Genomic DNA, 14,801 nt, shown 5'->3' on the forward strand with positions numbered 1-14,801 from the left:
GCTGTTTATTGTTTGATATCCCAGTACACCACATACCGTTCCCGGTGAATGTCATACAGCGGTCGCAGAATAATGCCTTCCTTCAAGGTTTTAAAAGTTAAAGGTTGATCCGCCACCGGTTCAATCGCATTATTGATCTTATGGGTATCAAGCGCCAGTACCGTACTAATGTCTTTCGGTACGTGGTAGTCATAAGTATAATAATCATTGTACAACAGCGGATCTGAATAAGGCTGACGGCCACGAAAATCACCAGTCCCCATTTCCCCTGCCAGTATAATGGGACCATAAGCAATGGCTGCTTTATGGGGATTATCATTGGCAGCTACAGTATGCAGGAACAGCGGGAAGTGGACAGTTATTTTGTCGCCCTTTTTCCATTTACGGGTCAGGACGATATAACTGCCCGGCTTTTGTTTGAGCGTGATGGCTTTGCCATTCACTTGCAGGGAGGCGCCTGCACCAGCCCAGGATGGATAACGGAGTTTGAGTGTAAGGTCAGTGACGGGAGCAGCTTCTATCGTAAAGGTAACAGCACCATTTTGCGGGAAGACAGTTTCCTGTTTCAGTTGCAGCCCTTTTTCTTTCCAGTTTACTACAGAAGGGATGAAGAGGTTTATGTAGAGATCGTTCTCCCCGTGATAATAGATCGCTTCCCCATATTTGGCCTGGTTTTCAAAACCACTGCCTACACAACACCAGAAGGAACTGTCTGGCGTGCTGTATACTTTGTACGCGCCTGGTAACATCGGCAGGAAGTAAGCGATCATGCCGGTGGCCGGGTCCTGCTGACCAAGGATATGGTTGAACAAGGCTTTTTCATAATAATCCGCATACTTGATATCACCACTGTGGCAATACAGGTGGCGGGTCAGCTTCAGCATATTGTATACATTGCAGCTCTCTCCGGTATAACCCGTAAGGTGGGCCGACTGGTTATCGGGCTTAAAGAATTTCTCCTTATCACTGTTGCTGCCGGTACAAAAGGAATGATGATCAATCACGGTATTCCAAAAGAAGGTGGCAATGGTATCACCTTCTCCACTGCCTGCTATTTCATACTGACGGGTAAGGCCCAGTAATTTGGGTATATAGGTATTGGCATGTTTTTGTTCCAGTATGTCTTTCCCTGCTTTCAGCGGATCGAGCATTTCATTATGGTAAAAGAATTCGCCCAGCCATTTGCACTGCGGATCGCCGGTAATAGCATACAGGTTGTAAAAGGTTTCGTTGATGCCGCCAAACTCATTGCGCAACATACGGGCACGTTGCTCAGGCGTTACCGGTTGTAATTTTTTATATGCCCAGGCCGCCATGCCAGCCGCAATTAGCAAAGCCTGCTTATTATCAGCATACAGGTATTGATCTATCAGGCCGGCCAACAGCTTGTGTAAGGTGTACCAGGGCGCCCATACTTTCTTACCGGCTATATTCCGGTTGATCAGCTCCTGTGGCCAGGCGCTGAGAAAACCATCCTGGTTCAATACCTGCTGTACTTCGGCCAATCCTGCTACCAGGCTATCGGCTTTGCGCTTGTACAACTCATCGCCCGTAGTGGCATACATCAAAGCGAGGCCCGACAACAGGTGACCGGTAGAATGGCCACGCAGCTCGCAATCGAGCGCCTCCCACCCTGCCAGTTTTTTCACCGTGAAGTAGCCACCTTCATTGCCACTATAGATACCTGCCTGGGTACGGAAACTGTGCAGGAGCCTGCCTGCCGGTATAGACAATAACCATTGTTCTTCCCGCTCCCTATTCTGTTTAAACCGGCTATCCAACAAGCGCACATCCTGCAGGTCGAAACTATAGACCGCCGGTTTCAGCCGGTCATTCAGGGCAAACTTTCCCGCATGCTGGCCGGGATAATGCGATTGCGCGCGGGACAATAATGGCCCACACACCAGCAACAGGATCACGGTAGCATACACAGCATTATATAAGCTCTTTGTCACGGTCATTATCATTTAGCAGTGAGCACCTTTCTTACCAGCATGGGCAATACCGGGCTGGCATAGAAAGAAGAAAACCCATTCTTCATATTGGCTACCCTGGTAAGAAAGAATCCATATACATGGTTTGTTTTATCAATCCAGGGATAAGCGCCTGCCCAGGAAGGACTGCTGATCAGGGTAGCTACTCCTTTTTTGTCTACTTCCTCCCGCCATTCACCCAATCCATAAATATCCTTGCGTTGGCTTCCCCTTGCTTTCTCCACATACTCACCGGCAGGGACAGTTGCCTTGCCCACCTGACCGGCCTGTAATTCCCGGATGGCATTGACAGACAATATTCTTTTACCACGGAACATACCCTCATTACTGATCATGGAAAGAAAGTTGGCATAGTCGTGCAGGCCTGCCCGCGCGCCGCCGCCGATCATGGGATTATGGCCCGGCGTTTCATCAACAGGTGTAAAATGAGTAAGGGTCATTTGTAAAGGGCGGGCAATCTTTTCCTGGAAAATAGTTTCCCAGTCCTTACCCGTAGCCAGTTCCGCCATCCTGCCGGCCACCTGCATGGCCAGTCCTCCGTATTTGAATACAGCGCCTGGCAGGGTGTCGGCAGGCAGGTGCAGGATCTGTGCTACGGCTTCCTGCAAAGTCTGGTAATTATCGGGCCTTGCACCGGCAGGCTGGTAATCGGGATAGCCGGCCGTATGGGAGAGTAACTGTCGCAAGGTGGCTTCTCCTTTGATATCTGTAAATTCAGGCAGCCATTGCTGAACTTTATCGTCCCAACTAAGTTTTCCCTCCTCTACTACCGCTGCGATGGTAGCTGCCGCCAGCCACTTACCGGCTGAGGCAATATAGGCTACTGTGCCGGGTGTATAATTGCCAAAGTAATGCTCATAGATAACTTTATCGTCTTTCGCTATGATGATGGAAGCCCCGGTGTAATAACCGCTGTCCACCCATTGCTGTATCTTTTTTTCTACCGGCGAGAAGTCATGCGCCCGCTTTCCTGTTTGCGCCCGTACAGCTAAACAGGTAAAAAGGCACAGCAGTGGCAATAGCAATACATTTTTCATGAGTGCTTTACTTTATTTTGTCAGCCTGACAACTTAACTAAACAACATTGAACTCAAAGGCCTTTTACTCCTTCACTAATTTCTTCTCCAGGTCTTCCAGTGATACGCCTTTTGTTTCCGGCACTTTGGTGAATACCCAGATGAGTTGCAGGGCCATCATGAAAGCAAAGAAGGCGAAGATGGGCCAGGGATTGTCTTTGAATATCCCATTGTCTGCATCCAGGAACACGGGTGTGATGAGGGTGATGAGGGCGGCAAATACCCAGTGTACACTGGCGCCGAATGACTGGCCCATGGCCCGTATTTTATTGGGAAATATTTCGGCAATGAATACCCAGATCACCGCACCCTGCCCTATGGCATGGGCTGCTATAAAGAGTAAAAGGAAGGTCATTAAGAATCCCGGACCGGCGCCTGCATAAAATGCATAGGCTACCATGGCCAGGCTAATGATGTAACCAATGGAGCCAATGATCAGCAACGTCTTTCTGCCCAGCCGGTCAATCAGGTACAATCCCACAAACGTAAAGAGCAGGTTGGTACCGCCAATGGCAATGGAATTGAGTAAGGATTCTTTGGCAGCCAGTCCGGCCCTTTCCAATATCTCCGGCGCATAGTATAAGATGAAGTTGATACCCGACCACTGGTTAAAGAAGGCCACCATAAATGCCAGCCACAAAATGGTATTGTGCCGGGAACTGAAGAAGCCAGCGCCACGTCCTGCAGCCGTTTCATGCTGAATACCTGCCCGGATAGCCGAAAGTTCCTGGTCAATATTGGTTACCCCCAGCTTCGACAATACTTTCTTCGCTGCCACTTCATCATTCTTTTTCGACATTAACCACCGCGGACTTTCGGGGATGCCCATCACCATGACTGTGTAGACCACAGAAGGCAGGGCCATTACACCCAACATCCACCGCCAGTCGTTAGCGCCACCCATTCCTTCGAGGAAGTAATTGGAAAGGAAGGCAATCAATATACCGAATACGATATTGAACTGGTACATGGCCACCAACCGTCCCCTGGTGGCTGGTGTGGAAATTTCTGAAATATAGGTAGGGGCGGCCACGGAGGAAACACCTATACCTAACCCGCCTATAAAACGGAAAAAGGAAAAAGTATAAGGGTCCTGCGCCAGGGCGGAACCCAAGGCAGACACACTAAAGAATATACCGATCCAGAGCAGCACTTTTTTTCTTCCATAGCGTTGGGTGGGAATGCCACCCAATAAAGCACCCACTACGGTTCCCCACAAGGCCATTGACATGATGAAGAAACCATGAAACCAGGGGGAGGTATTCCAGAGCTCTTTAATGGGAAGGTTAGCACCGGAAATCACCACTGTGTCGAACCCGAAAATAAAGCCGGCAAGGGCAGCTATCAAAGAAATGCCCAACAGGTTGCCGGAGGCGGATTGACCGTTTATATCCTGTGTTGCTGTGGTTTGTGATCCAATTGGAACTTGCATATTACTATGGATTGTTATAATGAAGAAATGATAGTAGCTGTTTCTCCAAAAAAGCTGGCGGCGCCGATCATGGCTGCCGGTTCGCCCAGTAACGACTGCTTAATCACCGTATCCCCCATAGTAGCGGCCAGCAATCGTTTAAGCTCGGGGTAAAAAAGATCAAACGCATTGGCAATGCCACCACCCACTACTACAATGTCCGGTTGCTCTTCTGCCATAAAATGCTGCAACACAAGAGCGAGGTTGGCGGAGAACTCCCGGAACACCTGTGCCGCCTGCTCCTCCTGCCCTGCTTTTTCGGCCAGTGCTTTCACGCCATTGGCATATTGACCAGTAAGTTCGTGATATCTTTTCATAAACCACCGGATAGAAATATAATCTTCTGCAATGCCCTCATGCAGGGGCAAAATGTTCAACGCTCCTTCTTCCGTATCTCCGTTCATGCTTCTGGCAGAGCCCAAGCCGGTACCTAAGGTGATGCCTGCAGCTTTGGCGTATCCCCTGGCGGCGCCGCCAAATACTTCTCCCTGCAGGAAAGCGGCCGCATCGTTCTTCAGTTTAATATCCGCAGCCTGGATGCCTAGGAACTGCGCCAGCAATGCTTTCACATTTAAGCCGTACAGGGATTCATATTTATTAAACCCTTTTATCAGTGATACGCCATTAGGATAATCAAAAGGCCCCGGCATAGCAATGCCTACCTGGTAAGTAGTAGCGCCTAAAGAAAAAGCGGCCTGCCGGATAGTATGGCCCCAGGCAGTAATGATCTCATCAGGTCCTGCATGCGGGTTAACCGGGTTACGCACCAGGGAATCACTGACCATTGAACGGGTGGCTATATTCACTAATCCTGCCGTAATATGCGAACCTCCGATATCTACACCGGTCACATAAGTTGTTTTCATAGATAAGCTAATTTAGAAATTCATGTTCGGTTTGAGCCAGATAGCCTGTCCGCCCGATGGCGACAGCTTTACTTCCAGTACGGTTGATGCATCTATACTTTTTTCTTCCACTTTTACTTTGGTAGGCGTATTTACCGTGGCATCATCGGAATAGAGGCGGGCTATGTATTTTTTGCCTTTGGGTAAAAAGTCAAAAGTAATCTTCATGGTCCTTGCCTGGTTATTGGTAATGGTGCCCACAAACCATTCTTCTCCTTTTCGCCTGGCGGTAGTGATGCATTCACCCGGAGCGCCTTGTAACACCTTCGTTTCATCCCAGCTCACCGGGATATGATCCCAGAATTCCAGTTCCGGTTCATTGTTGCTCATAGCAGGTTTATCATACCAGTACAGGGTTTGCAGCGGACTGTAATAAATAGCCGCCAATGCCAGTTGATGTGCATGGGTAGTCTTGATCCTTTTATCGTAATAGCAAATGGTATAATCTGCCGCACCCGCTATATAGCGCGTAAAAGGCAGTACGGTATTATGCGTGGCATCGGGCATTTCTTCATTGCCGCGAATACCTTCTGCTGTCATGAGGTTGGGCCAGGTGCGTTGCTCACCGGTAGGCCGCCAATCATCATGCACATTCACCATGATATGGTTCTCCGCCGATTTCTTAAACATCTCTTCCAGCCAGGTGGTCCAGCGATGCGAACCCACCTGTACAAAACCAAACTTCACACCTTTTACGCCCCACCTGTTGTATACGGCAAAGAGCGAATCGGATTGGGAATACAATCCCTGCAGGTTTACATAGAGCCATACGCCTATACCCCTTTCTTTTCCATACTGGATAATGCCGGGCAGGTCAAAATTGGGTATGGCTACTTTGGTAGCATCTGAAGTAAATGTAAAAGAAGGACCATACCATTTCCAGTCGAACAGAATGTATTGCAGGCCATGCTTTGCTGCGAAATCAATATTCTCTTTCGCGTCTTTGGTAGTTTGCGTCATCACCCGCATGATCTTACCGGGTTTGATCCAGCTCAGGTCTTCAATCCTGGAAGGAGCATTCAGATTGAGGATAAGATCATTGTTCGTAATCAGGTCACCCGGCTTTTCCGCCACCATGATCACCCGCCAGGGCGTAAAGAAAGGAGAAATAAGATCGGCAGGAGTATACATGCTGGTCAAAATAGTATACGGCTTCGTGCCGAGCTTGAATTTCGTGCGCGCATAGTCAACCATACCCGCTTCAGCCAGACAGGCATAGAGACCATCCGGCAGTTGCAAGGTCAGGGGTCTTTCACTTTCATCGGGCCAGTTGCTAAGCGGCAATAAGGTGTAGGCCCCCTGCGCCCAGGCAGTATGCCAGGCCTGGGTGCCTTTGGGTACACTGAACTCCGTATGCTCCTGCATAATGCGGTAATAAGTGCCTTTTTCATTTTCGGGGAAGAAGTACCGTATAGCAGCGCCTTCATTATACACCCTGATCTGCACCTGCAGGGGATAAATGGGATTGTCATCTTTCACCAGTTCAATGGTAGCGGCATTGTAATGATCCCTGATAACAGCCCGCTCACCATATACCGGTGTCCAGGTGGTATCGCAGGAACTGGTGCTGATGTTTTTTACCAGCAGGTTCTCACACCATTTCGCATGCCTGTCTACTTTGAGTGCCATGGCCTGCTCAGAAAGGTGGTTATCCAGTTGTATATCCAGGGCCGATTCATGGATCACCGGCTTCCCTTTGTATTGTAGCTGGTAATACATGCATTTTTTACCCGGGGCCCGTTGCTTCTGGTAAAACCGGACCGTAATATGCTTATCGGGCGATTGAATGGTCACTTTCGTTTCATTCAGTACAGACTGAGCAAGCGACAGATGGCCCACAGCCATCAGCATCACAAACAGCCAACCCGTTGATCTGATCATCATAGTTTACTCCCTTCTTTTAGTTTCTTTAATCTGAGCAATGCTTCTATGTAATAATAATCTCCGTAAATAATGGAGGCATCTATTTCCCCGCCTTTGGGCTTATGGCCGGTACAATGCAACAGGAAGGCGCTGTTCACCTCCCTGCTCTGGTATTGGGCAGTAGAAAGGGAAGCCAGCATCGCTTCGGCCTTGCTCCGATAGCCATCAGCTTTAGCGGTATCTGTTATGAATGTGGAAAGCTCCAATAAAGCGGAGGCTGTTACGGCTGCTGCCGATGCATCTTTAGGGGCATTCGGAATGTCAGGCGCATTAAAATCCCAGTAAGGGATCCCATCTTCCGGCAGGTTCTTCAGGTATACATCTGCTACCTGCTGCGCAAAAGCGAGGTATTCCTGGTTTCTTGTTTCCCGGAAACACATCGTAAAGCCATAGATGGCCCAGGATTGTCCTCTAGCCCACATCGAAGCATCCGCATATCCCTGGTGGGTCTGCTTCTTAATGGGTTGCCCGGTGATGGTATCGTATACCACTACGTGATAAGAAGTATGATCGGGCCGGAAGTGGTTCTTCATCGTGGTATTGGCGTGTTGTACAGCTATATCGTATAGCCTTTGTGAGCCACCATTCTTTGATGCCCAGAACAACAGTTCCAGGTTGATCATATTATCAATGATGGTATTGTGGCCGCCGAGATTTTGTACTTCCCTCGGCCAGGAAAGAATGGTGCCCACTGTAGGATTGAATAAAGTAGCCAGCGTATCGGCGGTGGCCAGCAATATCCTTTTATAGCTGGTATCGCCGGTAAGGCGTAAACCGTTCCCAAAGCTGCAATATAGCTGGAAGCCGAGGTCGTGGTCATAAGCGGGGCTAAAAGCCAATGGTTTCAGCGTTTGAGAGAAACCATTGGCCTTGGTTTTCCAGGTAGTATCTTTTGTGTATTCATATACATACCATAAAATGCCGGGCCAGAAACCGGAGGTCCAGTCTTTATAATCCACCAGTCGCCAATTGGTTTGCCCATGGGCAATGCTGCGCGGAATGCTGTCATCATTCGTGAGCACAGCAGCCGTTTTGCCGGCCTGCTCCACACAATAATCAAGTGGTTGCTTATTATCCGTGGTTGCAGGGTTACAGCCTGCAATCCATATTGCATTCAACAGGAAGACTGTGACCCATAAAGACCCTTGTTTCATACATTTCATATTATAGAATACCCGTTTATTTTGCTACTACCAGTTTTGTGGCCACGTTGTTATTCATCCTTACCAGGTAAATGCCTCCGGCAAGTGGCTTATTCAATTGCACTTCTATATTGCCACTATTTTTCTTTACCAGTTTTTTAAATACGATTCGCCCGCCCAGGTCTGTTATGTTTACAAACACTTCTTTGTTCAGCAGGTCCCTGGCAGTCCTGATATAAAACAGACTTCCCCTGACCGGGTTAGGATAAATAACCGTGTTGGCAATCATGCTTTCCTCTGTTATTGTTCCTTGTTGGGGTATCGCTTTTTCCGGAACTGCACATCCCCCCAGGTTATCGCCATGGTCCAGGTGCGCCGGTACAGCATCGGATGCCACACAGATGTTATTTCCATTGTGACAGATCTGCACCTTGTTATTGGCATTGCCACATTGTACATTTACTGTATTTATCTGTATAGAGTCAACGGTTTGGCAGCCCATGGCATCAGTAACCGTCACCCCATAAGAACCCGCTGCGTCCACCACTATTGAGGAGGCAGTTTGACTGGTAGTCCACGTATAGGCATAAGGAGCCGTGCCACCGGAAGGTTGCGCCGTAATGGTAAGCGACGAAGGACCATATCCTATGTAAATGGTATTCTTCAAATCCACCGCTGGATTCATGGCATACACATCAGGAATGGTTACTGTTATGGGTGGGTTGGCATAGTTACACAAGTCAGCCAATGTCTTTACGGTCTTTATCCAATCTACCTCATACCCTGTTTCACCCGATGTAATATCTGCTACCTTAAACTGGAAGGTGGTGAGTGCTGCAGGCTGGGTCAGTATGGTATTACCTGCTCCAAAGCCTGTTTTGGTGAGATCATAGTAATATACATCGGCGCCTACCTTACCTGTCCACTTGTTGCTGCCGTTACCATAGGAGCCGAGGTTGGTATCGAAGATGATATTGCCGACGGCGGGCTTTTTAAACTTGATAGCTACGATGGGATAGTTGCCAGGGTACAGCGTAGCGCCGGCGCTTTTGCGGATATCGCCCCGGTATTTGCCGCCCGACTGTAAAGCGAGCGTTACTTTTAATTGCGTACTGTCTGCAGTAACGGTTGATCCTGTGGTAGCAGCTACCCAACCATCCGTAGTGCCATTAAAGTTATCATTGATCAAACCGGTAGTAGGTTCCATCGCCAGCAAATCACTCACACTCTTCACGGTTTTTACCCAATCTACCCCAAAGCTGGTTTCACCGCTGGTGATGTCGGCTATCTTGAACTGAAAAGTAGTGAGGGCTGTAGGAAAGGAAGTGGACAGGAAAACAGCGCCGGCGCCGAACCCGGTTTTGGAAAGGTCATAATAATAAATATCCTCCCCTACTTTACCTGTCCATTTGTTGCTGCCGTTACCAAAGGAACCCAGGTTGGTATCGAAGGTAACATTGCAGGTAGCCGGCTTTTTCATTTTGATGGCCACAATGGGATAGTTCTTAGGATACAGGGAAGCGCCGCCGTTCCTGCGGATATCACCGCGCCGGGAACCGTTCGACTGGAGAGCCGGTGTTACAGTCAACAGTCCATTCTGCGCAACGGCCGTAGCGCCACTGGTAGCAGCCACCCAACCATCATTGCCTGTGGTAAAGTTATCGTTCACCAGGCCTTTCAGGTAGTTGCCGGTGGTATCGAAACGATGATTGGCAGAGTCGCTCAGGTAAAATAACAAGGAACCATAACCGGGATTGTCTGCCCCAAAAGGCGCGCCTTCGGGCCCCATTACCGACAATACTTCCAGTGTATATGGCAGGGCCAACCCCTTCCGGTAAGCATAATGGTTGTAGGCAATTTCAAATACGGCCCGCAAGTTGCCCCGTCCGTTGGGTGAGATAGCTTCGGGTGTATAGTCCTGGTAGTTCTTTTCACAATACTCATAACTGGTTTGGAAAGGCACTGTATACCCCAGGTTGTATTTGGAAGTATATTCAAAGCCCCGCATAATGGCATTGGTAGAGGCGTTGTACAGATCAATGCCCTGTTTCAGGGCCACTTCCGCCAGCTCAGCCAAAGAACCCAGGGCCAGCATGGTATGCGGCTGGTCGCGGTTGCTTTCCTGCAACTGGCCGGCTGCTGTCAATACATAATTATTGATACTGCCATTCCCCTCGCCATAATAGAAATAGTTGACCACTTTATTGAACATGGGCTTGTCATCGCTGAACACCGCAATGGCCATCAGGGCTTTCATACAAATGATGTCCCAGTTGCCATGGGCGCAGGGTCTGAAGTTTTGCAGGGTAGGATAAAATACAGATTGCAGCATGGACTGGCATTGGGCAATTTTATCGGCCGGCCAGCCTGCATAGGTATAGCGCATGATCTCCGCAGCATTGGCGAGGATAAATCCATACAACCCGTTCAGCTCAGCATCTGCGCCAATGATGCCCAGGGTTTTGGCCGCATAAGCGTCAATGATCTCAATAGCTTTTGCAGCATGTGCCTGGTTGCCCGTAATATTCCACATCAATGCATTGTAATAGGCAGCCAGGAAATCGCTTTCCACACGGTCTTTAACGGCGCCGCCGCCAACACCATCAATGGTGAGCGAGGCATCGCGGGTGAGGTAAGTAAACGGTCCGCCCTTGGTGTAGGAGGCAGACGCTTTACTGTTAGCCGCTAATAATTTATAGCTTTCAAAAGGGCGTGCCACCTGGTTGGTAACAAAACCTTTGATCCTGGCCAGATCTGCAGTACTGTGCAGTAAACCGGGGTGCGTAAAGGCGCCGGTAAATTCAAATGCCGGCGGGCTGACCATACCAGCGTAGGCACGCAGCGCATCCACAGAGGTAAAGGTTTTGACCCAGGCAATTTCAAAAGAGAAATCACTGGCTGCCAGTTCTGCCTGGGTGAGTACAATATCGGCTACTTTAAACTGAAAGAGGGAAACCGCAGTAGACGCTGTAGTGGATAAAGTAGTAGTACCTAATTTACCGGTAGACAAGTCCCAGTAATAAATATTGCCACTGTCTGTAACCAGCTTCACCGCATTGTTGTTGGTCCCGTTATAAGATCCGAGGTTGGTATCAAAAAAGAAATTGCAGCGCGGCGGTTTATTGAACCGGATGGCTACAATAGGATAGTTACCGGCATGAAAAACAGCGCCGCCTTCTTTGCGGAAATCTGCCCGGTATTTACCACCGCTTGCGGGAGCCATGGTCATGACCAACTGGCCGTTCGCCGGGACCAAAGAAGCGCCACTGGTAGCGCTTACCCAGTTGTAAGTATTCCCGGTAGCAAAATTATCATTCAGCCATCCCTCCTGGGCCATGCTTTTGTTATTCAGCAACAGCAATAGCATCGTGAACAGGATGCCTGTATTTAAAAGTAATTTTTTGGGCATAGCAATCGGTTATGTGTGTGTTTACAATTCTATTTTGGTATAAGGCATAGCGGGTATATCAAAGGCAATGACCTTTTTTCCGGCTATGCTCATTGGCTTTCCATGGATGGTATTCGTTTTCTTATTCAGGGTGATCTTGATCGTTGTTTTACCAGCCAGCATTTCCTGCGGAACAGTAATGGTGACCGGTTGTGAGGCCGTTACATACCATCCACTGCTTTCGTGGCACAAAGCAGCAGCAGTGCCGGCTGTTTTTGCTCTGATACTATAACCTCCTTTACTGATGGTCGTTCCATGTCCCAGGAAGAGGTATTGCAGTTCCTTGTTGTTCTCACTGATCACTCCATAGGTGCCTGTGCAGGAAAGATCATGGTGGGTGACTGTTTTTTTACCCGTTGCATCGGCAAATACCATTTGCTTATCCCTTGCCCGGCCGGTAATTTCCAGTCCTACGAAACCGGGCGGTGTACTGGCCGGATGAAAAGATTGAATGGATTGTACGGAGGCTGGCTGTGCAGTAGTAGAAGGTTCAAACACCACCACAAAAGGCTTATTCCAGGCTTCGCCGCTTTGCCTTGCCACGATGGTGGGCAGTGGTAAGGTGGCGATTTCATTGGGCAGGCCCATGCGCTCTATGGCTTTTGCTTTGGGCGCCTTCACGGCAAATAGCTCCCTCCCCTGTTCTCCCTTCATCCACATATTCATCTGTACGGCTTCTTTGCCGGGGACAGACAGGTTAAATACAGCCTGTACATCCTTATCGGTGGTAACAGCTTTTTTATCCCAGAAGTAGTCATAGGCAAACAGGTGTCCGCCACCAAAAGACAATTGCTGTGTGGGCTGCATATCCAATGGCTTGCCATCAACCTGGCTTACGGTGAGCTGCTGGCCCATATTGTGGTAGAAATAATCGTGCATCTTATCTTTTCCGTCCCTGCGCCTGGAGCGGAAAATGTCAACATAATAACCAGTGGAATCACTGGTCCTGATAATACTGGTAAGCCTGTCCTGGTCCGATTGTGTTTCAGGCTCCACAAAATACAGGTCGCCGAAGCTCACACGGGGAAAGAAACCTGTTGTTACACCGGAGGCAGGATAGCTGCTTTTCACGTCAAACCCATGATTGCTTTTCATGACGGGATAAGCGGAGATACCATCTACTGCCACGGTGTTGTGCGCCGGGAACTGTGAATAGTACTCCGCATAGTCCTGTTGAAAATAGCTGGTGCCAATGCCGCTTTCAGGTCCCAGTATCATGCCCTTGCCGAATATCTCCATCGAGATACCGCCTGCATGCATATGGTTCCCTTTCGATCCCGACATGGCTACCATTAAACCATCCTGTGGATGAAAGCCATTACGCAAAGCGAAATAGCTCACATGAGGTGCGGAAAAAACGGGCGTTACATACTCTTCTATTTTACCGGCGGCGATATCGTCTTTCAGTACCGTGTTGCCACCACGGGCAAGTAAAGCGCCCGGCCCTTCCCTTCTGCCAGCCTGTACACTATTGCCTGCCGTTGTTGGCAAGCCGGTGCGCTCATTCAGCCCGTTGATCGTTTTAATATAGCGGGTATAGATTACTTCCTGTTCAGCTTTATGGTGATGCTGTGCATTGGCCACCAGTTGCCAAGCACCGTTGGTGGAAAGACGGCCATAGTAGGAATCACCAAAAGCAGTATGGTATCCGTTGGGGAACAAGTATTGTGCAGAAGCCAGTACGGCCTTCTTCAACACCGGGATATCCGGCAGGATATCATGATTGTACTGGCGGTCGAAGAGCGTAACCAGCTCTGTAAAATCACTTAATACATTCATGGAATAACCGGGGCATTCATTCCAAAAGCCGGTGCTGTCATCATATCCTTCCTGTAATAATTTGGCAATGCTCCACTGACGTTCCGCATTTTTATTGAGTACAAAATTGATATAGTATTGCCGTCCCTTTCCATCAGGATACTGGTTATTGTCTTCCAGCACGGAACCAATATTCAATATATTGCGGGCTTCAATGAGGTCCCAGTTATTAAATGCTACACCATGTTCAATCTGCACATCGGCCCATTTGCGCAAAACATCTACATATACCTGCATTTTCGCAGCGGCCTTTTGCTGTAAATAAGCATAGAGGAAATCATAGATGCCGGTAAGATGATTGAGCAGGGCCGTTTCCTGTATTACTTCAAAAGTGGAAAGTCCTGCAATGGTTTCGTGATGACCATGGGTAAGGTCTTTGGGCGTATTGCGATAATACATGCCGGTCATATAAGTATCAAAAACAGGAAAGGCAAAGCGGGCATATTTCTCCTCACCGGTGATCCAATACAACAGGGCAGCGTTATGGGCCATGCCCATGATCATGGTATTGATGCCTTCAATAGTGCGGCCTGTTTTGGATATCTCCGCCCATTCCAGTGGTTGCCCCGGCTTCGACCTGTTGACCAGGTATACGCCACGCGGATCATCGGCATAAGGCAGCATGTCTTCCAGCTTCGGCGCGCCATAAATGGTAACATTATCCCTGGCGCCGGGAAACCGTACCGTGGGTACAGGGGCCTCTCCTTCCGCATGATCATACACACCACCCTTAATGTATACCCCGGTTGATCTTGTTTTCCAGTATAGCTGTAACCGCGATAACAGCCAGGCGCTGTCTGCCTCACAGCGGGTTACATAAGGATCAATAGCCGACTTCAGTTGACCGAAAGCACTACGGGCCGCATCCTCCGTACGAATGGCTGTATGCAGCCTGGGGTGTCCCTGCCGGAATGTTGACGGCAGTTTGATCTGTTGCGTATGCGCCGGCAAGGCACACCACACCTGCAATAACAATATGATAAAGCCAATCTTCATGCCTGGTTTATTAAACTTTATGCGGTGA

8 protein-coding genes are annotated in these 14,801 nt (G+C 48.9%); all 8 read right to left on the reverse strand.

Features of this window, described 5'->3' with window-relative positions:
- Nucleotides 1-5: 5 nt before the first annotated feature.
- Complete coding sequence (locus HB364_RS32330; RefSeq protein WP_317170736.1) at nucleotides 6-1,955, reverse strand: glycoside hydrolase family 127 protein; 1,950 nt, start codon at nucleotides 1,953-1,955, stop codon at nucleotides 6-8.
- Between the two features lie 8 nt (nucleotides 1,956-1,963).
- Nucleotides 1,964-3,031: a serine hydrolase domain-containing protein gene (locus HB364_RS32335; protein WP_167292590.1), complete on the reverse strand. Its 1,068-nt coding sequence runs from the start codon at nucleotides 3,029-3,031 to the stop codon at nucleotides 1,964-1,966.
- A 64-nt stretch (nucleotides 3,032-3,095) separates the two neighbouring features.
- The gene (locus tag HB364_RS32340) at nucleotides 3,096-4,502 is read right to left on the reverse strand and encodes a sugar porter family MFS transporter (RefSeq protein ID WP_167292591.1); all 1,407 of its coding nucleotides are present in this window, start codon (nucleotides 4,500-4,502) and stop codon (nucleotides 3,096-3,098) included.
- A gap of 14 nt (nucleotides 4,503-4,516) precedes the next feature.
- Complete coding sequence (locus tag HB364_RS32345; RefSeq protein ID WP_167292592.1) at nucleotides 4,517-5,407, reverse strand: ROK family protein; 891 nt, start codon at nucleotides 5,405-5,407, stop codon at nucleotides 4,517-4,519.
- A gap of 12 nt (nucleotides 5,408-5,419) precedes the next feature.
- Nucleotides 5,420-7,330 (reverse strand): glycoside hydrolase family 97 protein, encoded by a 1,911-nt coding sequence (locus tag HB364_RS32350; RefSeq protein WP_246228680.1) that lies wholly within the window; start codon nucleotides 7,328-7,330, stop codon nucleotides 5,420-5,422.
- Nucleotides 7,327-8,523 (reverse strand): glycoside hydrolase family 88 protein, encoded by a 1,197-nt coding sequence (locus HB364_RS32355; protein WP_167292593.1) that lies wholly within the window; start codon nucleotides 8,521-8,523, stop codon nucleotides 7,327-7,329. The genes HB364_RS32350 and HB364_RS32355 overlap by 4 nt, the downstream gene beginning before the upstream one ends.
- 25 nt (nucleotides 8,524-8,548) lie before the next feature.
- Entirely contained in the window at nucleotides 8,549-11,920 is a 3,372-nt protein-coding gene (locus HB364_RS32360; protein ID WP_167292594.1) for a DUF4979 domain-containing protein, read from the reverse strand.
- Nucleotides 11,921-11,941: 21 nt separating this feature from the next.
- On the reverse strand, nucleotides 11,942-14,773 hold the full coding sequence (locus HB364_RS32365) for a heparinase II/III domain-containing protein (protein ID WP_167292595.1): 2,832 nt from the start codon (nucleotides 14,771-14,773) through the stop codon (nucleotides 11,942-11,944).
- Nucleotides 14,774-14,801: the final 28 nt, after the last annotated feature.

The sequence above is a fragment of the Paraflavitalea devenefica genome, from assembly GCF_011759375.1.
GTDB classification, from domain to species: domain Bacteria; phylum Bacteroidota; class Bacteroidia; order Chitinophagales; family Chitinophagaceae; genus Paraflavitalea; species Paraflavitalea devenefica.